Source organism: Natronococcus sp. A-GB1, from assembly GCF_029688845.1.
In the GTDB taxonomy this organism is placed as follows: Archaea; Halobacteriota; Halobacteria; order Halobacteriales; family Natrialbaceae; genus Natronococcus.
In genome coordinates, this window is sequence record NZ_JARUKW010000002.1 from 111,190 (window position 1) to 132,489 (window position 21,300).

Here is a 21,300-nt window from a genome sequence, read left to right on the forward strand (position 1 = left end):
GGAAAGCCAAACTACGTTTGGGAAAGCGTTTTTATTCGTATACTGACTACGGTTGGATGCCGGCCGAAGCCGGCACCACAATGCCCACCTGTGACCACTGCGACGCGCACGTCTCCGAACGGTTCGCCCGCGTGTTCGCCGACGAGCACGGCGAGATTCACGCCTGCGTCAGCTGTTCGGCGAACGCCGGGATTGCGGAAGCCGCGAAGGAGCGCGTCCGCGGTACCTGACCCGCTCGAGTACCGTCACCGATAGACCACGGCCGGACCCCGATCCCTAGCTCCCACCCTGCGGACGAGACGATTTTTACCCGCCAACCCCGTATTCTCGAGCGATGGCCGACGCCGACCATGTGGTTTACGTACTCGAGTGCGCCGACGGCTCGCTGTACACGGGGTACACGACCGACCTCGAGCGCCGCGTCGCAGAACACGACGCAGGCGAGGGTGCGAAGTACACCCGGGGACGGACGCCGGTGGAGCTGTGCTACGAGGAGGAGTACGACTCGAAGTCCGCGGCGATGTCCCGGGAATACGAAATAAAGCAGCTGACCCGGGGACAGAAGGAAGAGTTGGTCGGGCTCGAGTGAGTACAGAAGTGACGAGTCACTCTCGGAACTGCACTCGTGTCGATTGGGTCGCTACGTGTAGCAACCTCTTCTACCGGGGGCATCGGCTGGCGTCGTAGACGCCAGTCTCAACCCCCGACAAAACCCGTTGATGTCGTCAGAACGCAACGCGTTCTGACTGCTGATCAGAACCGTGAAGCGGTTCTGATGATGCCAAAAGGCCGCCGTCGCGGGGTTTCACCCCGCTCCGGCGGTGAACCGTTCGCTTCGCTCACGGATGCTCGGCAGTTTCCGCAGTGTTCCATACGCGAAAAGATGTAACGTATCACGCTGGCAGCAAGGAATTTCCACGTTCTCCCTGCCGATTCGTTCGTTCACTCATCCTCTGTCAGAGCACGCTCTGACGAGCCTTCGCTGATGCAGTATGAGCGAAGACCTCCACGTGGGTGAACCACAGTTTGCTGGTGGCTCACTGTGATCCAGTCGCATCACTACTCGTCGGCCGCAGCCGTTCGTGGAGTGCTCACGTCGGGTTCGATGTGGGCGTACTCGACGAGCATCCGCCCGAGCTTTCTGGTCCGGTCCTCGAGTTTCTCGTCGACGAACGCGCGGCCGTCGATCGCCTCCGGATCGGCCTCGAACTCGCCGGATGCGCCGCGGATCCCGACCTGGTGGGGGAGGACCCAGCCGTGGACGCCCCGGACCGTGATCCGGAGGTGGTCGAGCGTCGAGCCGTAGCTGCCCCCGCCGGCGGTCGCGAGCAGGCCGACGGTCGTGTCCTCGAACTCCTTGAACCCGCAGTAGTCGTGGAGGTTCTTCAGCGCCCCCGAGTACGAGCCGTGGTAGACCGGAGAGCCGAGCGCGACGGCGTCGGCCTCACGGACGAGCCGTTTTACCGCCTCGCCGTCGCCCTGATCGTCGATATCGGGATCGTAGACGGGGAGGTCGTACTCGCGTAGATCGAGTAGCTGCGTCTCGGCGCCGGCCTCCCGGGCCGAGTCGAGGACGTACTCGAGGGCGGTTCGAGTGTAGCTTTCGTCCCGGAGACTGCCGGAGACAGCGAGAACGTTGGTCATACTATCGGTAGCGAGGACGCGGACAAAACCCCGTTGCCTTCGCCCTCGACAGCGTCGCCTTTTTCGCACCGGACGATGAGGGGCGGAGTATGGAGACGATCTCGTTCGGAACCGACGGCTGGCGGGCGCCCCTCGAGGAGTTTACGGCGCCGAGAGTGCGGATGGTCGGACAGGCGGTCGCGACGTACCTCGCTGACGAGGGGCTCGAGGGTCCCGTCGCGGTCGGCTACGACGCCCGCGAGACCTCGCGGGGGTTCGCCGAGGAGTTAACTCGAGTACTGTGTGCCAACGGGTTCGACGTCCTGCTGTCCGACCGGGATCGACCGACGCCGCTTTTCGCTCACGCGATCGTCGAACGAGATCTGGCGGGGGCGATGGTCGTCACGGCCTCGCACAACCCGCCGGAGTACAACGGCGTGAAGTTCATCCCCGAGGACGGCTCGCCCGCGCTCCCCGAGGTGATGGACGCGGTTGCGGATCGCCTCGCCGAGCCCGACCCGCTCCCCGAGGACGAGCACGGAAGCGCCGAGGAGATCGACTTCGTCACGCCCCACGCCGACGCCGCGTTCGCCCTCCTCGAGGAGACGATCGGCGACGTCGACCTCGAGGGGCTGTCGGTCGCCTACGATGCGATGTACGGCAGCGGCCGCGGGACGACCGACGCCATCTTAGAGCGGGCCGGTGCCGACGTCGACCGGCTGCGCTGCGAGCAGGATCCGGAGTTCGGCGGCGGAGCGCCCGAACCCGCCCCGGAGAACCTCGAGGCGCTCGTCGAGCGCGTGACCGACGGTGCCGACGACCTCGGGATCGCCAACGACGGCGATGCAGACCGGATCGCGATCGTGACGCCCGACAGAGGCTACCTCGACGAGAACCTCTTTTTCGCCGCGCTGTACGACTACCTGCTCGAGCGCGACTCGGGGGCCGTCGTCAGGACGGTGTCGACGACGTTTCTCATCGATCGTGTCGCCGATGCCCACGACGAGGCCGTCCACGAGGTCCCGGTCGGCTTCAAGTGGATCGCGAAGGGGATGGCCGACCACGACGCCCTGGTCGGCGGCGAGGAGTCCGGCGGCTTCACCATCCGCGGGCACGTTCGCGAGAAGGACGGCGTCCTGATGGCGCTACTGGCTGCTGCGATGCACGACGCCGAACCGATCGACGACCGCGTCGACCGACTGCTCGAGGCACACGGCACCGTCGTCCAGGACAAGCGCAGCGTCGCCTGCCCCGATCACGAGAAGGCGCGCGTGATCGACGACCTCGGCGACGAAATTCCCGACGACGTCGCCGGCACGCCCGTCGAGGACGTCAACACCGCCGACGGCTTTAAACTCCAGCTCGAGGACGGCTCCTGGCTGCTGGTTCGCCCGAGCGGCACCGAACCCAAGCTGCGGGTGTACGCGGAGGCGACCGACGAGGATCGGGTCGAGGAACTGCTCGAGGCCGGCGAGGCGCTGCTCGAGCCGCTGGTCTGAGGGTTGCGAGATCCGGGCCCACGTTTACCGGGACAGGGATCCCAGCGACGAACATGAGCAGAAGCGACGAGGCCGCGTACACGGAACTCGAGCCCGACGCGTGGCACCAGAACGAGCAGGGCAACTACACCATCGACTGTCCGGAGTGTGGCTCCGAGGCGACACTGATGAACGTCGTCAAACACGGTCGCTGCAACGGCTACCTGAGCAAGCACGACGAAGACGTCGAGCTCGATACCCAGCCGATGGACTGTACGGCCAAGCTCTGGTTCGAACTCGGCTACGTCTCCGATCCCGACGAGTCGATGACCGACGACGCCGTCGGCGCGGACGACGAGAACGGGACCGACGAGGGAGTCGAATCCGAGGAGGGAGTTCCCGCCTCGGACTCGCCCGCAGGTGCCGAGGGGACTGTCGACGACGATCAGACACAATAACGACTCAGTCGATCCGTTCCGCGGGAACGCCAGCGACGGTCGTCCCGGCCTCGACATCGGCGGCGACGACCGATCCCGCACCAACGGCTGCGTTCTCGCCGACCGTGATATCGCCCAGTAGCGTCGCGTTCGCGCCGATCGTGACGCCGTCCTCGACGGTCGGATGGCGCTTGACGGGTTCGTTCGCCGTCCCGCCGAGGGTGACGCCGTGGTACATGTGGACGTCGTCGCCGACCTCGGCCGTCTCACCGATGACGACGCCCATTCCGTGGTCGATCGTGACGCGGCGTCCGACCGTCGCGGCGGGGTGGATCTCGACGCCAGTTACCATACGAACGAAATAGGCGAGCACGCGAGCGACGAGTTCGAACCCACCGTTCCAGAGGCGGTGAGCGAGGCGGTGCCCCCAGACGGCGTGGACGCCGGGATACGTGAGCCAGACCACGCGACAGCCCGTTGCCGCAGGATCGCGGTCGCACATCGCCCGTACGTCCTCGCGGAGCTTTCCGATCATGCGTTCTCGAGGCTGCTCGTGCGGTTGTTCGATGCTGTTCGTACGAGCGGGGACCGTGAAGGGTATCGACCGCCAGCGGGCACGGCGAACGCGGTGCTCCGAACGTCGTTCCCGGTGCGGCCGGTCGAAGGCATACCTTCCACTACTCCGATCGACAGGCTAAAAGGACTCGCTTCGCGGACCGAATCATAAACCGGTGGCGACGATACCTTTTCGAGTCACTTCCCGCGCTCGAGCCGGCTCCCGATCTGCTTGGGCAATCCTGCGGCCGAAACGGCATCCCTGACGTGGCCGATGTCGTACTCCACACGATAGGTTTCGGCGATCATGGCCTCGAGATCGACGACGGCGTAGGCCGCTCGTGGGTCGCCGTCGCGGGGCTGGCCGACGCTGCCGGGGTTTATGACGAAACCCTCGCCGTAGCGCTCGACGTGTTGCACGTGGGTGTGGCCCAAAACGAGGACGTCCTCGTCGTCGAGCAGTCGCGGCGAGAACTCGGCTGGACGGGTGTAGCGGGTGTAGCGATCCGGATCGTCCGGGTGACCGTGGACGAGTTTCACCCGGCCATCGCACTCCAGTCGTTCCTCGGGGAGGGCAGCGAGCCACTCGAGCTGCTCGGCCGAGAGCTGCTCGAGGGCGTGTTCGACTCCCGCTTTGGCCATGCTGTTGAAGCGAAACGGCGTCTCCTCGACGACCGCGGCGTCGTGGTTGCCCATCACCGTCGGCACCGCACGCTCGCGGAGTTCGTCGACGCAGGCCCCCGACCAGGGGTTGTAGCCGACGACGTCGCCCGCACACAGGAGTTTGTCGACTGCGGGCATGTCGGCGAGGACTGCCTCGAGGGCGATCCGATTGCCGTGAATATCGGAGATGAGCCCGATCTTCATGGGCAGGAACAACGGGTGCAAGCGGTATGTAGGTTCGCCAGGGCGCTACGCAGACTCGAGGCCTGATCGCGCTGCCTCGAGAAAGACGACCGCGGAAACGCCGAGCAATCCCCCGTTCGCGAAGCTCACCAGCGGTCCCGCCGGAATTTCGAGGAGGGGGACCGATATCCAGACGGCGGCTACGAACGCCACGATCGCGATCACTCGGCCCTCATATCCGATAGCGCGGAACCACGCGCCGACTCGAGACCCAACCGAAGATGCGGCAACCGGACCGGTCGCCGCGGCGAACGAGACAAAACCGACGCCGATCCAGGGCCAGAAAACTGACTCGACAACCCACAGGCTCAGGGCCGCGAGCGCGACGGTCAGCGCCGATCCCGCCAGCTGTCGGCGCGTGGGCGCCCCCACCGAGGACCACCGGCCGGTAGTTCGTCGCTCCACGATCCAACAGTTCGCTGTGAAGATTGATAATGATACTGCCAGGAAGGCTATCGCCAGGTGATGGAATCGATCGGAAAACCGACGGACGTCTCTCAAGTCAGTCGCCGTTCTCGATTGCCGTCTCGAAGCCCTCGTCGGTCCGGGCGATTCCGGCCGCACAGACGGCGTGTTCGAACTCGTGGTCGTAGACCTCGCTCGCCGCCTCCGAAGCGGTATTGGCCTCGAGGTCGAACGCTGTCGGCGAGTCCTCCTCGTAGGTCGCGACCAGCGTCGGCTCCTCGACGGTCTCGACGAGTAAGGCGTCCTTCCGAACGGTACCGATCAGCGCCTCGCCGTTCTCGTCGAGGGTCGCCGCGATCCGGGGCGTGTCGTAGTCGTCCTTTTCGTAATCCAGCGCGAGCAGGCTCTCCGCGAGGGCGTCCCGGGCGGGGTAGCCCATCTCGAGCTTCTCGGCGATCGGGTCGACGTGGGAGCCGTTGCCGAAGGCGGCCGTCTCGCCCGTCGGCGTCTCGACGATCCGCAGGCAGTTGTAGGAGACGTAGGGGTTGTCCGTCTCGGGGGCGTCCGCGGTCGGACCCACCGTGATGGCCTCGTCTCGAGCGGTGAGCTTTCGGTTCGGGAACGATCTCGAGGAAACGCGGTAGGCGCCGACCTCGGGGCCGACGACGACGAATCGTCCAACGTACATACACGTGGCTGTACAGTGAGAGGTGAAGTGTGTGTCGATCTGTGCACTATCGTCGACTCCGCGTAATCGAACGAGGCGAGATTTTATAGTCAATAGTACGATAATTCCAGGTATGGCGACGGAGGAGGCCTGTCTCGAGGCGCTGCGACGCGCCGCGGACGAACTCGGCGAATCACCGTCGAAGGCGCAGTACGAGGATCTCGGACTGACGCCAGCTTCGGCGACGATCATTCGAACCGTCGGCGGATGGAACGCGGCGAAAGAGCGAGCCGGGCTGGCAACCGAACCGTCTACTGGTTCCCGAACACTGCCGAAACCGGACGATGTGGATTTGCCACCGGATACAGTCTGGAAGGAGCTTTCGGTCGATCAACGGTGGCACTATCGGAACGTCGAGCGGAATACCGAACGGACGCTGTTCCGTCGTTCCGGCCTCCGTTCGTGGCTCAATACGAAAAAGCGTGACCGGGGCTGTTCGCGTTGCGACGTTGATACGCCGACCTGTCTCGACTTCCACCACCGAGACGGAGAAACGAAACGGATGGCAGTCGGACGAATGATCACATTCGGATACGGGAAGGATGCACTCCGGGAAGAGATCCGAAAGTGTACGCTGCTCTGTGCGAACTGCCATCGAAAGCTCCATCATACGCCGCCGGAACGGGAGCGCAGACGGTGGGTTCACGACCGAAAACGCGCCGAGGGGTGCGAACGCTGCGGTGAATCGGTTCCGGCGTCTCTGGACTTCCACCATACGACTGATCGAAAGGAAGCGACCGTCGCGAGATTGATCTCGGACGATCGATCGAGAGAACGCATTCGAACCGAAATCGACCGCTGTACCGTTCTCTGCGCGAACTGTCATCGAAAGGAACACCACGATGTCTCCGCTGCTGATCGCTGATCGCCGTCGGCCGATTAGGGAGACAGACGATAGTTCGTCGGAGTTCGTAACACTCTAATACGGACCCGCCGTTACGAGTAGATAGGTCGTCTCCGACAGACGACGCGATGCAGTCCATTGGGGTAGCGGCCAATCCTGAAGCCTTCTGGGGGCTTCGACCCTGGTTCGAATCCAGGATGGACTACTTCCTCTCGAGTTCGTTTCGACCCATTTCGTAGCGCCCGCTGTCGATCTCCAGTTGAAACGAAGGGGTTCCCAGATCGTCGTCCCGACCAGAACCCATATTCGGTCAGCCTCCCTAGAAGTCGTCGATGAGACGACGGGAGCTTCTCGCTACGGGAACGGCGGTGACGGCGGCGGCTATCGCGGGCTGTCTCGGCGACGACGATAGCGCCGACGGCTACGGACCCGAACAGGACTCGGTACCCGAAGAGCGGTCGATCGACACCGACGCCTACGAGATTCTCGAGGTCGGCGACGTCGACGTTCCGCTGGCACCGCTCGAGGATGTCGCCTACTGGTACGAGCGACGGGAGGCCCGCTTCGTCGACACGCGAGGGAGCGACCAGCACGAGGACCTCCGGATCACGGGTTCGGCGCTCAGCAGCGCTCCGGACGGCGTCTCGAGCGATCCGGTCGAGGACTGGTCGACGGACGACCGCATCGTCACCTACTGCGTCTGTCCCCACGCGCTGGCGGGTCAGCGGGCCGCATCGCTGATCGACGCAGGCTACGAGAACGTCTACGCGTTCGACGAGGGGCTCGAGGCGTGGGTCGCACAGGGGTATCCCGTCGAGGGCGAGCGGGCGACCCAGAGCCTGACGTCGTACCAGGTGCGTGGTCGGTCCGATCCCGCCTACGCCGGCGAGTACGTTCACGCCCGAACCGTCGACGCCGATCAGAGCGAGCTGAGCACCGTCGAGGACGACGGCAGCTACGAGCTGACGCTTCATTTCACCGGCCTCGAGGCCGACTCGCTGCTCGAGATCGATGCGCCGGACTACACCCGGGAGCTAACCCTCGAGGAGGCGACCGACGGCGTCGTTACCGCCTGAACGGTCAGTCGCCGGTTCCTCGTTCGTAGGCGCCCTCTCGCTCGAGTTCGCCGCGTCGCCGTAGCACCGCCGGGGTTCGACAGATTCCCGGGGCACCCGTCACCTGCGGCACCGTACAGTTGTTACAGCTCTCACAGAGAACGCGCACGTCCTCGCCGCCGTTCGCGGACTCCGTCTCGAGCAACCGGGCCCCCAGTCGCGGCTCGGCGTAGAACGGGCGGGCCATCCCCACCATGTCACAGGCGCCAGCTCCGGGCTCACCGCCGAGCAGGCGATCCATCTCCCGACGCTCGCGGATTCCACCTTCCGCGAGAACGGGAATCGAGACCTGCTCGCGCACCCGTCGACAGAACGCTTCGTTCCAGGCCGGTTCGGTGTTGTACTGCAACGACTGGAGCCGGTTTCCAAGGGCGACGAGACGCTTTCGCACTGTGCCCCCGAACGCGGCGTCGTACCCCTCCTGGAGCGCCTGGTTCTCCCACGCTCGGTCGGGGTACTTCCCGCGGACGATGCTCATGTCCCAGACGACCGACGTCTGTACCGGGACGACGGCGTCGTAGCCGACCTTCTCGAGTCGGCGAGCGATCTCGACCCCGTCCTCGAGCGAGAGTTTCCGTCGAACGATCGGTGCGGGCGGGGCGGGAGTCTCGGCGGGCACCTTCGCCATCACCGGAAGCTCGCCCGCGCGCTCGCGGATCTCCTCGTAGATCACAGCTAAAAAGCGAAGCCGGGCCTCCGGCGAGCCGCCGAACTCGTCGTCGCGTCGGTTGTAAAACGGTGAGAGGAACTGCTGGACGATCCCCATGTTCGCGCCGGCCAGGTGGATCCCGTCGTAGCCCGCCTCGGCCGCATATCCCGCGACCCGACCGAAGTCGGCCGCGAGTTCGTACACCTCCTCGGTCTCGAGGACGTGGGGATCGTACGAGAGAAAGCCGGCTCGATCGAGCGCCCGGAGCTGCCAGGGTGGCTCCGAAACCGCGAGCTGTTCGAGCCCCGAATGCTCCCGGCGGTACTCGGCGTGCCAGGTCTCCATGCTCCGTAGGCCGCCGTGTTCGAGCTGGATGAAGAGCTTGCTGCCGTGATCGTGGATCCGGTCGGTCAGCCGCGAGAGTCGGGAGACGAAGTCGGGATCGTGGACGCGGGTCATCCCCGGCGCCGCACAGCCGCCCTCGCCGCGGACGATCGTCGCGCCCTGACAGAGCAGTCCGACTCCCGACGCTGCGGCTGGCTCGAGGTCCTCGATCAGCGTGTCGACGGCGTCGGGGCCGTTGCCCGCACACTCGAGCAGCGGCGCGCGGTAGAGTCGGTTCGGAACGCGACAGCCGCCGATCTCGATCGGATCCTCGAGGGTTGCCATGCCAGAGACGTATCACGCGTTCGCACAAGAGGCTAGCGTCGCTTTCGACCCGATAGCACTGTGTGACACACCATCCCTAATTTCAAGTACACCGCGATCGAGCGGCGAGTATGGCGGGAACGACGTTCCTTCGGGGCGAACGTGTCGAACTGCAGCCGATCGAGCGCGACGATGCCGCTTTCCTGGCGGGACTGGTCAACGACCCGCGGGTTCGCCGTCACCTCGGCGCCGCCGACCCGCTGAACCGAATCCAGGAGCGCGAGTGGATCGAGTCGCTCGACGACATGGAAGGGTCCCACTTTCTGATCGTCGTCGACGGGCGCCCGGTCGGATCGATCGGGTTGCACGAGCCGAACGAGATCTGGGGGACGATCGAGCTCGGATACATGATCGACCCCGACTGCTGGGGCCGGGGCTACGCGACAGACGCCGTTTCGCAGGCGTGTCGCTACGCGTTCGGCGAACGGCGCTTGGAGAAGGTGTTCGCCTGCGTGTACGAGACCAACCCCGCCTCGTGCCGCGTCCTCGAGAAGGCCGGGTTCGTCGAGGAGGGTCGGTTTCGCGACGAGGCGTTCGTCGAGGGCGAGCGCGTCGATCTCTTTCGGTACGGACTGCTGGCTGCGGAGTGGACCGACGGTTGACTCGAGGGCGTATTCAAGGCGGCGTGATCACCGCCCGCCCCTCGATCTCGCGGTGTTCGAGCCGCTCGGCGACGGTGTTGATCTCTTCGAGGTCGTGAATTTCGGTACGGAGCTCGACGTCCCCGCGATCGACCAGCGCGACGAGTTCCTGGAGTTCGGCGTACTTCCCCACCAGGGTTCCCTTGAACGAGAACTCGCCGTTGACCAGCGCCTGGCAGGGCTCGTGGATGTGGCCGCCGTAGCCGATCACGTGGTGATCGCCGCCCGCCGCGACCATGTCGGGTGTCGCACCGGTCGTCTGATCGGCTCCGACGAAGTCGAGCACCTGCTGGGCGCCCTCGTCGTCGGTCAGGTCCATCACGCTCTCGGCGAGGTCGTCCTCCCCGGGGTTGATCGTGTGGCGAGCGCCCAGATCCTCGGCCAGCTCGAGGGCATCGTCCTTCAGATCGGCGGCGACGATATCGGCCGCGCTCATCGCGTCGAGACACTGCAGCCCGATGTGGCCGAGTCCGCCGACGCCGATGACGACGCAGGTGTCGCCGGGGTTCAGCTCGCGAACGGCCTTCTTCGTGGCGTGGTAGGCCGTGATCCCCGCGTCGGCGTGGGGAGCGATCTCGGTCGGATCGACGCCGTCGGGGAGCGGGATCACTGCGCGTTCGTTGGTCTGAAGGTACTCCGCGAACCCGCCATCCGTGGTGAGGCCGTTGAACGCGCTGTTCTCGCAGTACATGTCCTCCCCGAGCCGACAGGGCCGACAGATTCCGCAGGTCTGGACGGGGTGACAGATCACCGGATCGCCCTCCTCGACGAGGGTTACCTCCTCGCCGACTTCCGCGACGATGCCCGCGTTCTCGTGGCCCAGCGTCATCGGCAGATCTTGTGGGGCGTACTCCTCCCACATTCCCTCGATGATGTGGTTGTCGGTCTGACACCAGCCGGCGCCCGAGACCTCGACCAGGATCTCGTCGGATTTCTCGAGCTCCGGCCGGTCGATCTCCTCTACCTTGAGGGCCTCGCTCATGTCGTCGGTGTACTCGTGGAGACGGGCTGCTTGCATGTTATCATGCCACGCTTCAACGTACTGTGTCAAAACGTTCGCCCAACGTGTTGTTGATCGAATATGATCGTCGTCGAAACGGATGTCGGATACGAGAGTCCGTGGATCCATCACGAAGAATAATGGTTGTTGATACCTAGCACCATACTGCGATGTACGATCACAACGGCGAGGAGATCTTCGTTATCGACGGTCACGTCCACCTGTGGGACGCGACGGAGGGAAACATCACCCACGAGGGCGGCGAAGAGTTCATCCAGTGTTTCTACGACTACCACACGACGTTCACGCCCGAGGATCGGCAGTGGGACCTCGAGGAGTACCGCAAGTACGGCGTCGAACGGATGGTCGAGGACCTGTTCGAGAACGCCGCCGCCGACATGGCGATCTTCCAGCCGACCTACCTCACCGACTTCTACGGGGAGGGATTCAACACCACCGAGCAAAACGCCGAGCTCGCGACCGAGTACCCCGAACGGTTCGTCCTCAACGGAAGCTTCGATCCCCGCGACGGTGAGGAGGGGCTGGAGTACCTCGAGGAACTGAACGAGACCTACGACATCCAGGGTGTGAAGGTGTACACCGCGGAGTGGCGCGGTGAGTCCAAGGGGTGGCGCCTCGACGACGAGGCCGCCTTCGAGTACTTGGAGAAGTGTGAGGAGCTCGGCATCGAGAACATTCACGCCCACAAGGGGCCGACGATCAGGCCGCTGAACCGCGACGCGTTCGACGTCGCCGACGTCGACGACGCCGCGTCGTCGTTCCCGGACCTCAACTTCGTCGTCGAACACGTCGGGCTCCCACGACTGGACGACTTCTGCTGGATCGCCGCCCAGGAGCCCAACGTCTACGGCGGGCTCGCGGTCGCCGCTCCCTTCGCCCAGAACCGTCCGGCGAAGTTCTCCGAGATCCTCTCCGAACTACTCTGGTGGCTCGGCGAGGACCGGGTCCTGTTCGGCTCGGATTACGCCATCTGGAACCCCGACTGGCTCGTCGAGGCGGTTCTCGAGGCCGAACTCACTCAAGACGATCGGATGGAGTACGGCGTCGAGTGGGATCTCGAGACCAAACGGAAGGTGATGGGCGAGAACGCCGCCGAGCTGTACGACATCGACATCGATGAGAAGAAAGCACAGTTCCGCGAGGACGAGATCAGCGAGCGGTTCGGCCTCGAGGACCACTACGCGAGCGACGCCCCCGCGGCGGCCGACGACTGATGACCGACCCAACACCCACCCGCGAGGCCGTCCGCAACCGACTGGACCGGGTCACCGATCCCGAACTCGACCGCTCGATCGTCGCACTCGAGTACATCGACGCCATCGAGATCGACGCCGGAACCGTCACCGTCCACCTGACGCTGCCGACGGCGTGGTGTTCGCCCGCCTTCGCCTGGATGATGGCGGCTGACTCCCGCACGGAGGTCGAGGAACTCCCGGCGGTCGAGCGAGCGAGGATCTACCTCCACGAACACATGCACGAGATCGAGATCAACCGTGGCGTGAACGCGGGCCGTTCGTTCCCGGAGGCGTTTCCCGACGCCGAGGACACCGTCGACGCCGTCCGCGCGGAGCTCGATCGGAAGGCCAGAACCGCCCGCCAGTACGGCGCCGTCGAAGCGCTACTCGAGGCGGGCCTCGAGCCCGAGAGGATCGTCTCGCTCCGACCGAAGGACCTCGAGCGCACCGACGGCGACGACCGGCTATCGATCTACCTCGCGGATCGAGCGGTCGCCGTCTCCGTGCCCGCGGAACCGGTAGACCACTACCTCGAGAAGGCCCGCGAGACGGGCCTGGTCGCCGACGAGACGGACCCGCTGTTCCTGACTCCCGAGGGCGAGCCGATCGACCCCGACGAGTTCGAACTTGTCCACCGACGCGGACGGCTCGCGCAGGTCAACATGTCGAGCCAGGGCGGGATCTGCGACGGGCTCCGGAAGTCCCGGGAACGGCGGCTCGGGGGAGTCGCGAACGACTGACCCGCCGACCGAGCGTTCAGGACTCGACCGCGATCGGGCCCTCACCGCCCTCGTCCGTGTCGCCCGTTTCGCCGCCGATCGACCCGTTAGGTTCGATCGGATCGACCGTCGCGCCGAGCGCCGCGAACGTCTCGTCGTCGGGGCTCGCCCAGGGGACGAACTCGCAGTGTTCCCGCACGATCTCGCTTCGCTGGTCGACGAAGATGTCGGTCCACACGCCGTACTCGCAGCTGATGGCGTCCCCGTCGTCGGGAATCGTCACGGTCTCGCCGTCGACGTGCATCGCGAGTTGCGCGCGGAGCTCGGCCTCGGTGAACTCGTCGCCGTCGACGTGAGTTGTGAACCACTCGACCACTTCGTCGTTGTCTAACTCGGCGACGAAGGTGATCTCGCGGCTCTCCCCCGGCGGGATGTTCGTATCGTACGTCCCGCGGAGGAACTCGACCTCGTGGGCCTCCCACTCGGCGACCGGTCGCTCGTTGAACTCCATCTCGCCGGTCATCGCGGGCGTCGGCAGCGGATGGGCGTTGGGGTTGTGGATCTCGTACGTGAAGTGGAGCTCCGTCCGCTCCTCACTCACCTCTCCCCACCCGGCGTCAGTGTCCCGAATTTTGACGGTCGGCTCGATGGTTCCACCTTCCGAGTCGGCCGGCGAGAGCGAGTGCTCTCCTTCCTGTTCGGCGAGCGTCTCCTCGATCATCGACTCGAGGTCGGTTTCGACCTCGTCCTCGTGGGTGTGGGAGGGTGACCCCGAGAGGGGCCCGACCGTCGCATGAGCCGTGAGGTCGACTTCGAGCGCGCTCCTCTCGTCGTTCCGAACGTGCGAAGCCCACCACGACGGCAGCCGATCGTACTCGAGATCGGTCCCGAGCTCCGTCGTCGAGTTGCCCGACGGAACCGCGACGTCGTCGGCCGAGCCGGTTGCGAGAGCCACGTCGTTCATGCCGAGTTCGTACTCGACGGCCAGGTCGTCGAGTTCGACGCCAGGATTGGGGTTGTCGATCCAAACGGCCGTGATCACCTCGATGCGTTCCTCCTCTACCTCACCCCACGCGTTGTCCTCGAGGCCGGCGTCGGGGAGCCCGACTACCCCCGTCGCGGCGAGTCCTCCGAGCGCACCCGCGAGGCAGAGACCGATCACGAGGACGAACGCGAGATATCGTTCCATGAAGATATAATATGAATAAAAATCATATATTTCTTCTGAATGGATAGGAAAACTATTCGCGCTGGCTCCGAGTGTTCGGTCGGACTCGAGATACGATCGAGCGCGACCGGACGCCGCCTACTTCTCGACCTCGAGCAGCGCCACCCGCTCGCGGACCAGTGCGCCCAGCGAGGCGTCGGTCGCCGCCCGTTCGCGGTCGGGAATCTCGAAGAACTCCTGGAGCGTCTCTTCGTCGGGCGACTCGAGGGTCGTCGCCGTCCCGCCGAACGCCGTGAGTTCCCGGACGTTCTCGAGCGCTGCGGCCTCGTCGCCCCCGTCCGCGATGACGACGGCCCGATTCTCGCCCTCGCCGACGCCCATCTCCAGCGCGCGGTCGATCTGGCGGCGCCCCGCGGCGTACAGCAGGATCTCGACGGCTCGGTCACGGGCGACGTTCTCGCCGCGCTCGATCGAGCGATCCGCCAGTTCGACGGCGCGCTCGAGGTGGTGAGGCCCGGCGACGTAGCGGGCGTCGAACGCCTGCAGGGTGGTTCCGTGGGTCTCGCCGATTGCGCCGAGGTCGGCGACGAACGAATCGAGGTCGTCGATCGCGAGGGTACACTCGAGCAGCTCCATCAGAAGTCACCCAGGCTGGACTGGTTCTCCTCGTCGTCGGTCGTCGCGGTCGCCTCCGTCTCGGCAGTGCTGTTGTCGTGGTCGCCCGAGCCCGTCGCCGCAGCCGACGCGTCGGCCTCGACGCCGTCCATCGAGGGATCCTCGCGGCCGGCGTTCTCGAGGACGTTCTCGGCGGTCTTCTCTCCTTTGAGCGCTCCAAGGACGACCGACTTGTCCGCAGTGCGGAGATCGGCGGGCTCCTCGATGCCGACCGCGTACAGGTCTCGAGCGCGTTTCCGGCCGACGCCGCGGACCGAAACCAGCTCGAGCAGCTCCTCGCCGACGCCGTGTTCGACGCGGGCGCGGGCCTCGCGGACGGCGACGGTCCACTCGCTGTCGATCTCTGCGGCCAGCGACTCGGCCGCGCCGAGCAGCCACTCGGCGGTGTCGACCTTTCCGCGCAGGTCGCCGGGACCGATCTTGTACCGTTCGGTGATCCGTTCCTCGTCCTCTTCCTCGGCCCAGTCCTCGAGCAGTTTCCCCGTCTTCAGCGCGGCGAGCCAGTCCTCGAAGCGATCCTCCTCGAACTCGCTCGGCCGATCGCCGAGCAGCTCGGCCTCGCGCTCGTAGTAGAGTTCGCCGAATTTCTCGTCCTCACCCGAACGGAGGTAGAGCTCGTACATGTCCGGCGTTCGGGAAACGAGCTGGTAGAGCCCCAGCGCGGTGGGGCGGTCGTCGGCGTCCTCGAGCCCGTGAACGATCGTCGCGGCGCTCATCGGATCCAGGTAGAGCCGGGAGACGGTGTGACCGAGGCTGGTCGCCTCGAGGTCCTCGCTTCGTCCACCGCTGTCCGCGAGGTCGGCTGCGGTCGTAAACGCGCCGGCGTCGTCGCTTCCATCTCCGCGGTCGCGTTCGATGAACTCGTTGCGCTCGAGGTAGTCGAGTACGCTATCCGTCACGGTCTCGAGCCGACCTGACTCCGTCGACTGGCTCGCGTACAGCGTCGCCTCGAGGAACTCGAGCAACCCCTCACGGGTGCGGGCGAAGCCGGAGGCGATCGTGGCGAGTACGTGGGTCCGCAGGGCGGGCTCGGCCGCGAGCTTCGACCGGACGGGCTCGGGCTCGGCCCAGATGTAGCGGTCGAACAGCTCCTCGCTCTCGTCGTGGCTCTTGGCGAGCAACACGGCCTCCCCGTAGGGGTCGAGCCCCGGTCGTCCAGCGCGGCCCATCATCTGGTGGACCTCGAGGACGTCGAGCGGGGCCATCCCGCCCGCGGTCGGGTCGAACCGCCGCCAGTCGCGGACGATGACCCGGCGGGCGGGTGTGTTCACCCCCGCAGCGAGAGTGGGCGTCGCCGAGATTACCTTCAACAGCCGCTCGCGGAAGGCGTCCTCGACGAGCGAGCGCTGCGTGCTCGAGAGCCCCGCGTGGTGAAACGCCGAGCCGCGTTCGACGCAGTCGGCGAGGTCCGTGCTGGTCTCGGTGTCGCTGTCCTCACGGATCTCGTCGGCCAGCTCCGCCAGCTCGTCGCGCTCGCCGTCGGTCAGCTCTCGGCTCGTCACCTGTCCGAGCCTGCGGGCTGCGGCCTCGGCGTTGCGCCGGGAGTTGACGAACACGAGCGACGACCCTCCTTCTTGGACGATGTCGCGGACGAGCGCGGCCTCCTGCTTTTCGCTTCCCTCGACGGGCACCTCGCGGGTCGACCCGTCGTCGAAGTTCAGGGCGTTGCCGTAGTGGACGCCCATCTGCAGGTCGATCGGGCGCCAGTCGGTGTCGACGAGTTCGGCGTCGAGCCACGCCGCGATCTCGTCGGCGTTTCCCACGGTCGCGGAGAGGGCGACCGTCTGGAGGTCGGGATTGAGCCGGCGCAGCTTCGCGAGGGTGACCTCGAGCGTCGGTCCCCGATTCCGGTCGTCGATGAGGTGGACCTCGTCGCTGACGACGCAGGTCAGCTCGGAGAGCCAGCTCGCGCCGTTTCGCACGAGCGAGTCGACCTTCTCGCTGGTGGCGACGACGATGTCCTTCGAGGCGAGCCAGTCGCTGGTCGACTCGTAGTTGCCAGTCGTCACGCCGACGTCGACGCCGAAGGATTCGTAGGCGGCGAACTCCTCGCGCTTCTCGCTGGCCAGCGCCCGTAGCGGGACGATATAGAGGGCTTTCCCGCCGCGCTCGATCGCCGACAGCATCGACAGCGCGGCGATCATGGTCTTGCCGCTCGCCGTTGGGACGGCCGCGACGAGGTTCTCGCCCTCGGTCGTGCCGGCGTCGACGGCCTCGGCCTGGGGCGGGTAGAGCTCCTCGATCCCCTCGCTTCGGAAGTGCTCGAGCGCTCCGGGCGGGAGCCCCGACAGCTCCTCAATGTTCATTACCCGCAGTTGGCGCGTGCTTCGGTTTAAACTGTCGTCTCTCCCGCTCACCGATGGCTGGCACACCGCCCGCGGGCGACAGACCGATGTCGGTGGCGGGCGAAGCGAACGCATGGCCGATCCAGACCGCGTCCTCGTTCCCACGGTCGGCCGACCGCGGGAGGACGAGGCCCTCGCCCACGCCCTCGAGACGTTCCCAGACGCCGACGTCACCCTGCTCGCGGTCGTCACGCCGCTGGACGCGCCGATGAGCGAAGGCGGGGTGCTCGAGCGCGACGAGGCCCGGGCCGACGAGGCTCGGGATCGCGCGACCCGACTGCTCGCGCCGATCGCCGATCCGTCCGCGACCGACCGAGTCGAAATCGAAACCGCGGCGGGCCGACCCGGGACGGTCATTCCCCGATACTCGACGAATCACGACATCGATCAGGTCGTCATGCGCGGCCACGACAGAAAGTCTTCAAGCCTGGTGCGGCGACTCCTCGGTCGCGGTGTCGCCGCCACGGTCGTCGAGCGAACCGATCGGCCGGTGACCGTCCTCAAGTGAGTTCAGCCGCCGATGACCGCCGCGAGCGCCTGGTAGAGCCCGTAGCCGACGAGGATCGAACTCCCCAGCGTCAGCAACCAGAACGTGATGGTAAAGCCGATCTTTCGCTTCGAGACGCCGGCCGAGCCCGCGGCCAGCCCGCCGCCGATGACTCCCGAGAGGATGATGTTGTTCAGCGAGATCGGGATGCCGAGCGCGATCGCCAGCTGGGCGATAACGAACCCCGGAACCAGCGCCGCGATCGAGCGCCGAACCCCGAGCTGCGCGTACTCCCGCGAGGTCGCCTGCAACAGCCGTGGTGCGCCCATCCAGGCGCCGGCGAGGATCCCGGCGGCCCCCAGCGCGAGCAGCGTGATTCCCGGCAACCCGAGTTCGATCCGAAACAGGTTCTCGAGGGGACCGGTCGCGAGTCCGACCTGCGAGCCGCCCGAGGAGAACGCGACGATGCTGCCGAGGATCAGCAGGAACGATCGGATGCCATCCTCGACGGAGTCGAGCACCCGCTTGCGAACCCAGGAGAACGCGAGGACACCGACGACGACCGTCACAAGCACGGTGCCGAAGTCGACGTCGCCGACTAACACCGGCCCGCCGCCGAACTGCCGGGAGACGAACCTGGCGAGGGTTCCCTGGTCGGCCGTCGGATCGGGGATAACGCCCAGCCGGATGTTCGCGACGATCGCGCCGACGATACCCGCGAGCAGCGGGACCCCGACGGACTCAGGGATGTCGTCACGACGCAGGGTGACTGCCGTCGCGTACGCCAGTCCACCGGACATAAACGGGACCAACAGCCAGAAGGTGCCGAGGCGCTGGTAGGTCGCCATCGCCGGATCGCCGCCGAGCGAGAGCCCGACGCCGACCATCGCGCCCGTCGTCGCGAACGCCGCGGGGATCGGATATCGGGTGTAGATTCCGACCGCCATGAACGTCGCCGCCGTTAGCAATCCGGCGGTGGCAGCAAGCGGTGTGATCGTAACGCCGTCGATGAGGTCCGCACCGACCGTCTCGGAGATGCTCCCGCCCTGCATGAGCGCGCCGGCGGCGGCGAGCAGGCCGATGACGAACGCCGCTTGCATCGTCGAGATCGCGTTCGCGCCGATGGCGGGTGCGAACGGCGGCGAGTTGCTGTTGGCTCCCAGCACCCACGCCATGAACAGACAGGTGAGAACAGCGGTTCCGACGAGGACGACGAACGACAGAGCAACCATTCGATTGCATGATGATTAGCATCACGGAACAAAAACGTTCGTTCGTTACGTCCGCCGTCCGGTGACCCACTCCCGGCGGACCGACGGGGGACTACACTTCCGAAACTTCGTAGCTCGTCTCGAGATGCTCGATCAGCTCGCCGACGAACGCGGGATCGTACGTCCAGACGCCGTCGTACTTCCCGGGCTGGCGCTCCTCGGCGACCAGCGCGCAGCTCTGGCGGTCGGTGTCGGCGGCCTCGAAGGCGACGAACCAGAATCGACCGATCTCGCCGGACGCGGAGACCACCGACGGCCCTTCGAGCGGTTCGTCCCACGCATCGTCGAGAAACGCCGTCACGGAAAGCGCTCCGCGGGTCGCCAGCCGCTCGTACACCTCGAGCTGGTCGGCGAACGCCGCCTCGCGCTGGAAGCCGGCGTACAGGGTCCCGTCGGCGACTCGCCACGCTCGCTCTTCGATCTCCCTCGAGACCGCGAGCAGCTGTCGCCGGTCGGCCGAAGCGAACGGCGTCCCCTCCAGAAAGTCGAGCAGTTCGCGGAGGTCGACGTCCGTCTCCTCGAGCGTCCAGGGCGGGTGGATCGACGGCGAGAGGAGCGCGTCGAACGCCTCGAGTCCCAGCGCGCCCCGAAACCCGCCGTCGGAATCGCGGACTACCACGAATCCGTCCTCGAACGCCGCGGCTCGGCGGTACTCGACCGCGACGTTCCGGCTCGTGAACTGGCGCTGTAGGTCGATCGCGACGTCGCTATCGCTCGCGTGTACCTCGAGTCGCTTTCGCTCGGCTTCGGCGCGTTCGAGGGCTTCGCCGAGTGTCTCGAGGCTCATTCGCCGACTCCGAGGAAGTCGTAGACGGCCGGTGGTACGTCGACCTCCTCGACCGTCCTGTCGACCGGGTCGAACTCGATCAGTCCGTGGTCCTGGAGCCGGGGGAGGACCGAATGATGGAGGTAGACATGTGCTCGCTCATATTCCGACTCGCCGGCGATCCGCCCATCGTCGACTGCGGCGGCACCGGTGATAGCTGTGGCGAGGTCGTCCACCGTCGCGTTCGGATGATCGTACAGGTACGCGAGCGTGATCCGGACCTGTCGCGTTGAGAGAAGTCCGAGGAGCTCGTCGATATCGTGCTCTGATACGGCGTCCGCGAGCGCGGAAATATCCTCGAAGCTATTCTTCATAATTGTTCGTGAACTAGGGTCCTCGATCGTATAAGCCGTATCGATGCCAAGCGAGACTGTATCTCTATTCTGTATATCAAATAACATTATATTTGCTGCTCACGGCTCGCCGCCCCTGGACGACGATCGGGATCCGGCGCCCGGCCGTCACGACCGCTAACGATTTACGACGATCGGTCCAACTCCCGGCCATGAAAGTCGAGTTCGACGAGGAGACCTGTATCGGGATGTACCAGTGTGTCGCCGAGTGGGACGCCTTCGAGAAGGACAAGTCAGCGGGGAAAGCGATCCTCGAGGGTAGCGAGGAGATCGAGGACGGACTCTTCGTCCGCGAAGTGCCCGAGGAGGCCGAACTCGACGCGAAGTTCGCGGCCCGGACCTGTCCCGTCGACGCGATCACGATCTACGACGACGACGGCGAGCAGCTGATTCCCTGACGCTCTCCTCACCGCCGTAACGCTGCATCGACCAGCTCGGCTTCCGCCGACCGGAGCAGCGTCGACGCCGCGCTCTCGGAACACTCGAGCGTCTCGGCTACTGTCGCCAGATCGCCGCTCCGGGGAACCTCATAGTAGCCGACATCGCGGGCGACCTCGAGCGCTTCGAACTGTCTGGCCGTGAGTCGGCCGGCCAGCGTCTCCGAGCGGCGCTGGTGTTCGCTCACTCGTTCGACCTCGATGCCGACCTCGTCGGGGGCGCGCTCGAGCAGTCCCGACATGGCTTCGGGCTCGCCGAGGACGGTAACGTGGACGTTCTCCCGACCAGTGTAGACCATCGGCGGCACGACAACCAGCCCAGGGACGTCGAACGTTCCCAGCAGGGTGGCGTCGGCGGCCCGCAGGTCCATCTCGACGTAGCCGTAGAACGTCTCCCCGTCGACCGGCGTGACGTCGTACCGACGGACTGAGTCGAGATCCTCGGCCAGATTTCCGAGCGCACCGGGGTCGCCGACGATCAGCGAGAGAAAGCGCACGGTTTCGGACTCTGTATCGACCACCCAGGAGAGCACCTCCTCGCGCTGGAACGACTCGAGTGGTTCCTCGGGCGCCGGCAGTTGCATCGATGGGGGAAGTCGGAGCGTGAGATCTGCCGACTGCATACCGGTCGTTCGACGAGATGATATAAAGAAGTTCAGTGCTTCGCGAGAGTAC

At 65.8% G+C, this 21,300-nt stretch carries 25 protein-coding genes and 1 tRNA gene; 12 read left to right on the forward strand and 14 right to left on the reverse strand.

Translation table 11 applies throughout. The features are described 5' to 3' along the window. Positions 1-56: 56 nt before the first annotated feature. Positions 57-230 carry a hypothetical protein gene (locus tag QA600_RS03205; RefSeq protein WP_278290766.1) on the forward strand — a complete coding sequence of 58 codons (174 nt, stop codon included), beginning with the start codon at positions 57-59 and terminating at the stop codon, positions 228-230. Positions 231-334: 104 nt separating this feature from the next. Beyond that, positions 335-589 (forward strand): GIY-YIG nuclease family protein, encoded by a 255-nt coding sequence (locus QA600_RS03210; RefSeq protein WP_278290517.1) that lies wholly within the window; start codon positions 335-337, stop codon positions 587-589. 470 nt (positions 590-1,059) lie between these two features. On the opposite strand, the gene QA600_RS03215 is transcribed toward QA600_RS03210, so the two are convergent. Further along, complete coding sequence (locus QA600_RS03215) at positions 1,060-1,644, reverse strand: NAD(P)H-dependent oxidoreductase (protein WP_278290518.1); 585 nt, start codon at positions 1,642-1,644, stop codon at positions 1,060-1,062. Positions 1,645-1,733: 89 nt separating this feature from the next. On the opposite strand from QA600_RS03215, the gene QA600_RS03220 reads away from it, so the two are divergent. Together QA600_RS03220 and QA600_RS03225 are read left to right on the forward strand one after the other, a co-directional pair. Then, a complete protein-coding gene (locus QA600_RS03220; protein WP_278290519.1) occupies positions 1,734-3,122 on the forward strand; it encodes a phosphoglucomutase/phosphomannomutase family protein in 1,389 nt (462 codons plus the stop codon). A gap of 53 nt (positions 3,123-3,175) precedes the next feature. Next, entirely contained in the window at positions 3,176-3,559 is a 384-nt protein-coding gene (locus tag QA600_RS03225; protein WP_278290520.1) for a hypothetical protein, read from the forward strand. Positions 3,560-3,563: 4 nt separating this feature from the next. On the opposite strand, the gene cysE is transcribed toward QA600_RS03225, so the two are convergent. The 4 genes from cysE to QA600_RS03245 all read right to left on the reverse strand — a co-directional run bounded on the left by cysE (position 3,564) and on the right by QA600_RS03245 (position 6,092). Further along, positions 3,564-4,073: a serine O-acetyltransferase gene (gene cysE, locus QA600_RS03230; protein ID WP_278290521.1), complete on the reverse strand. Its 510-nt coding sequence runs from the start codon at positions 4,071-4,073 to the stop codon at positions 3,564-3,566. 218 nt (positions 4,074-4,291) lie between these two features. Next, entirely contained in the window at positions 4,292-4,960 is a 669-nt protein-coding gene (locus QA600_RS03235) for a metallophosphoesterase family protein (RefSeq protein WP_278290523.1), read from the reverse strand. A 45-nt stretch (positions 4,961-5,005) separates the two neighbouring features. Further along, complete coding sequence (locus QA600_RS03240) at positions 5,006-5,404, reverse strand: hypothetical protein (protein ID WP_278290525.1); 399 nt, start codon at positions 5,402-5,404, stop codon at positions 5,006-5,008. A gap of 97 nt (positions 5,405-5,501) precedes the next feature. After that, positions 5,502-6,092: an IMP cyclohydrolase gene (locus tag QA600_RS03245; RefSeq protein ID WP_278290526.1), complete on the reverse strand. Its 591-nt coding sequence runs from the start codon at positions 6,090-6,092 to the stop codon at positions 5,502-5,504. Positions 6,093-6,204: 112 nt separating this feature from the next. On the opposite strand from QA600_RS03245, the gene QA600_RS03250 reads away from it, so the two are divergent. From QA600_RS03250 to QA600_RS03260, 3 genes are all read left to right on the forward strand, one after another. Beyond that, a complete protein-coding gene (locus tag QA600_RS03250; RefSeq protein WP_278290527.1) occupies positions 6,205-6,996 on the forward strand; it encodes a hypothetical protein in 792 nt (263 codons plus the stop codon). 111 nt (positions 6,997-7,107) lie between these two features. Then, positions 7,108-7,180: transfer RNA gene (locus QA600_RS03255), tRNA-Gln, on the forward strand. A gap of 127 nt (positions 7,181-7,307) precedes the next feature. Then, complete coding sequence (locus QA600_RS03260) at positions 7,308-8,051, forward strand: rhodanese-like domain-containing protein (protein WP_278290528.1); 744 nt, start codon at positions 7,308-7,310, stop codon at positions 8,049-8,051. Between the two features lie 4 nt (positions 8,052-8,055). Here QA600_RS03260 and QA600_RS03265 read toward each other — a convergent pair whose 3' ends face one another. Beyond that, the gene (locus QA600_RS03265) at positions 8,056-9,408 is read right to left on the reverse strand and encodes an NADH:flavin oxidoreductase (protein WP_278290529.1); all 1,353 of its coding nucleotides are present in this window, start codon (positions 9,406-9,408) and stop codon (positions 8,056-8,058) included. 110 nt (positions 9,409-9,518) lie between these two features. On the opposite strand from QA600_RS03265, the gene QA600_RS03270 reads away from it, so the two are divergent. Continuing rightward, positions 9,519-10,049 (forward strand): GNAT family N-acetyltransferase, encoded by a 531-nt coding sequence (locus QA600_RS03270; protein WP_278290530.1) that lies wholly within the window; start codon positions 9,519-9,521, stop codon positions 10,047-10,049. A 13-nt stretch (positions 10,050-10,062) separates the two neighbouring features. Here the strand turns inward: QA600_RS03270 and QA600_RS03275 are convergent, their stop codons facing one another. Next, on the reverse strand, positions 10,063-11,106 hold the full coding sequence (locus QA600_RS03275) for an NAD(P)-dependent alcohol dehydrogenase (protein ID WP_278290531.1): 1,044 nt from the start codon (positions 11,104-11,106) through the stop codon (positions 10,063-10,065). Positions 11,107-11,258: 152 nt separating this feature from the next. On the opposite strand from QA600_RS03275, the gene QA600_RS03280 reads away from it, so the two are divergent. Together QA600_RS03280 and QA600_RS03285 are read left to right on the forward strand one after the other, a co-directional pair. Continuing rightward, positions 11,259-12,323 carry an amidohydrolase family protein gene (locus QA600_RS03280; protein WP_278290532.1) on the forward strand — a complete coding sequence of 355 codons (1,065 nt, stop codon included), beginning with the start codon at positions 11,259-11,261 and terminating at the stop codon, positions 12,321-12,323. Further along, positions 12,323-13,084 (forward strand): iron-sulfur cluster assembly protein, encoded by a 762-nt coding sequence (locus QA600_RS03285; RefSeq protein WP_278290533.1) that lies wholly within the window; start codon positions 12,323-12,325, stop codon positions 13,082-13,084. The genes QA600_RS03280 and QA600_RS03285 overlap by 1 nt, the downstream gene beginning before the upstream one ends. Before the next feature lie 16 nt (positions 13,085-13,100). On the opposite strand, the gene QA600_RS03290 is transcribed toward QA600_RS03285, so the two are convergent. The 3 genes from QA600_RS03290 to QA600_RS03300 form a co-directional block, all read right to left on the reverse strand. After that, a complete protein-coding gene (locus QA600_RS03290; protein ID WP_278290534.1) occupies positions 13,101-14,252 on the reverse strand; it encodes an LEA type 2 family protein in 1,152 nt (383 codons plus the stop codon). 117 nt (positions 14,253-14,369) lie between these two features. Continuing rightward, positions 14,370-14,867: a KEOPS complex subunit Cgi121 gene (gene cgi121, locus QA600_RS03295; RefSeq protein ID WP_278290535.1), complete on the reverse strand. Its 498-nt coding sequence runs from the start codon at positions 14,865-14,867 to the stop codon at positions 14,370-14,372. Next, positions 14,867-17,212 (reverse strand): ATP-dependent DNA helicase, encoded by a 2,346-nt coding sequence (locus tag QA600_RS03300; RefSeq protein ID WP_278290536.1) that lies wholly within the window; start codon positions 17,210-17,212, stop codon positions 14,867-14,869. The genes cgi121 and QA600_RS03300 overlap by 1 nt, the downstream gene beginning before the upstream one ends. 112 nt (positions 17,213-17,324) lie before the next feature. Here QA600_RS03300 and QA600_RS03305 point away from each other — a divergent pair, with 112 nt between their 5' ends. Next, a complete protein-coding gene (locus QA600_RS03305) occupies positions 17,325-17,759 on the forward strand; it encodes a universal stress protein (protein ID WP_278290537.1) in 435 nt (144 codons plus the stop codon). Between the two features lie 2 nt (positions 17,760-17,761). Here the strand turns inward: QA600_RS03305 and QA600_RS03310 are convergent, their stop codons facing one another. The 3 genes from QA600_RS03310 to QA600_RS03320 all read right to left on the reverse strand — a co-directional run bounded on the left by QA600_RS03310 (position 17,762) and on the right by QA600_RS03320 (position 20,149). After that, a complete protein-coding gene (locus QA600_RS03310) occupies positions 17,762-18,970 on the reverse strand; it encodes an inorganic phosphate transporter (RefSeq protein ID WP_278290538.1) in 1,209 nt (402 codons plus the stop codon). Between the two features lie 91 nt (positions 18,971-19,061). Next, positions 19,062-19,796, reverse strand: coding sequence for a DICT sensory domain-containing protein (locus QA600_RS03315; protein ID WP_278290539.1), 735 nt, complete (start codon positions 19,794-19,796; stop codon positions 19,062-19,064). Then, a complete protein-coding gene (locus tag QA600_RS03320; RefSeq protein ID WP_278290540.1) occupies positions 19,793-20,149 on the reverse strand; it encodes a hypothetical protein in 357 nt (118 codons plus the stop codon). The genes QA600_RS03315 and QA600_RS03320 overlap by 4 nt, the downstream gene beginning before the upstream one ends. Positions 20,150-20,340: 191 nt before the next feature. Between QA600_RS03320 and QA600_RS03325 the strand changes: the two genes are divergently transcribed. Next, the gene (locus QA600_RS03325; RefSeq protein ID WP_278290541.1) at positions 20,341-20,586 is read left to right on the forward strand and encodes a ferredoxin; all 246 of its coding nucleotides are present in this window, start codon (positions 20,341-20,343) and stop codon (positions 20,584-20,586) included. Between the two features lie 8 nt (positions 20,587-20,594). Here QA600_RS03325 and QA600_RS03330 read toward each other — a convergent pair whose 3' ends face one another. Continuing rightward, a complete protein-coding gene (locus tag QA600_RS03330) occupies positions 20,595-21,248 on the reverse strand; it encodes a helix-turn-helix domain-containing protein (protein ID WP_278290542.1) in 654 nt (217 codons plus the stop codon). Positions 21,249-21,300 lie beyond the last annotated feature (52 nt).

Bases quoted from the DNA above. Each gene is read 5' to 3' on its own strand.
- QA600_RS03305 (WP_278290537.1), top strand. From the start codon at position 17,325: ATGGCCGATCCAGACCGCGTCCTCGTTCCCACGGTCGGCCGACCGCGG.
- QA600_RS03280 (WP_278290532.1), top strand. From the start codon at position 11,259: ATGTACGATCACAACGGCGAGGAGATCTTCGTTATCGACGGTCACGTC.
- QA600_RS03220 (WP_278290519.1), top strand. From the start codon at position 1,734: ATGGAGACGATCTCGTTCGGAACCGACGGCTGGCGGGCGCCCCTCGAG.
- QA600_RS03270 (WP_278290530.1), top strand. From the start codon at position 9,519: ATGGCGGGAACGACGTTCCTTCGGGGCGAACGTGTCGAACTGCAGCCG.
- QA600_RS03310 (WP_278290538.1), bottom strand. From the start codon at position 18,970: ATGGTTGCTCTGTCGTTCGTCGTCCTCGTCGGAACCGCTGTTCTCACC.
- QA600_RS03315 (WP_278290539.1), bottom strand. From the start codon at position 19,796: ATGAGCCTCGAGACACTCGGCGAAGCCCTCGAACGCGCCGAAGCCGAG.
- QA600_RS03300 (WP_278290536.1), bottom strand. From the start codon at position 17,212: ATGAACATTGAGGAGCTGTCGGGGCTCCCGCCCGGAGCGCTCGAGCAC.
- QA600_RS03285 (WP_278290533.1), top strand. From the start codon at position 12,323: ATGACCGACCCAACACCCACCCGCGAGGCCGTCCGCAACCGACTGGAC.
- QA600_RS03290 (WP_278290534.1), bottom strand. From the start codon at position 14,252: ATGGAACGATATCTCGCGTTCGTCCTCGTGATCGGTCTCTGCCTCGCG.
- QA600_RS03225 (WP_278290520.1), top strand. From the start codon at position 3,176: ATGAGCAGAAGCGACGAGGCCGCGTACACGGAACTCGAGCCCGACGCG.
- QA600_RS03265 (WP_278290529.1), bottom strand. From the start codon at position 9,408: ATGGCAACCCTCGAGGATCCGATCGAGATCGGCGGCTGTCGCGTTCCG.
- QA600_RS03205 (WP_278290766.1), top strand. From the start codon at position 57: ATGCCGGCCGAAGCCGGCACCACAATGCCCACCTGTGACCACTGCGAC.
- QA600_RS03235 (WP_278290523.1), bottom strand. From the start codon at position 4,960: ATGAAGATCGGGCTCATCTCCGATATTCACGGCAATCGGATCGCCCTC.
- QA600_RS03320 (WP_278290540.1), bottom strand. From the start codon at position 20,149: ATGAAGAATAGCTTCGAGGATATTTCCGCGCTCGCGGACGCCGTATCA.
- QA600_RS03245 (WP_278290526.1), bottom strand. From the start codon at position 6,092: ATGTACGTTGGACGATTCGTCGTCGTCGGCCCCGAGGTCGGCGCCTAC.
- QA600_RS03210 (WP_278290517.1), top strand. From the start codon at position 335: ATGGCCGACGCCGACCATGTGGTTTACGTACTCGAGTGCGCCGACGGC.
- cgi121 (WP_278290535.1), bottom strand. From the start codon at position 14,867: ATGGAGCTGCTCGAGTGTACCCTCGCGATCGACGACCTCGATTCGTTC.
- QA600_RS03325 (WP_278290541.1), top strand. From the start codon at position 20,341: ATGAAAGTCGAGTTCGACGAGGAGACCTGTATCGGGATGTACCAGTGT.
- QA600_RS03330 (WP_278290542.1), bottom strand. From the start codon at position 21,248: ATGCAGTCGGCAGATCTCACGCTCCGACTTCCCCCATCGATGCAACTG.
- QA600_RS03275 (WP_278290531.1), bottom strand. From the start codon at position 11,106: ATGCAAGCAGCCCGTCTCCACGAGTACACCGACGACATGAGCGAGGCC.
- QA600_RS03215 (WP_278290518.1), bottom strand. From the start codon at position 1,644: ATGACCAACGTTCTCGCTGTCTCCGGCAGTCTCCGGGACGAAAGCTAC.
- cysE (WP_278290521.1), bottom strand. From the start codon at position 4,073: ATGATCGGAAAGCTCCGCGAGGACGTACGGGCGATGTGCGACCGCGAT.
- QA600_RS03260 (WP_278290528.1), top strand. From the start codon at position 7,308: ATGAGACGACGGGAGCTTCTCGCTACGGGAACGGCGGTGACGGCGGCG.
- QA600_RS03250 (WP_278290527.1), top strand. From the start codon at position 6,205: ATGGCGACGGAGGAGGCCTGTCTCGAGGCGCTGCGACGCGCCGCGGAC.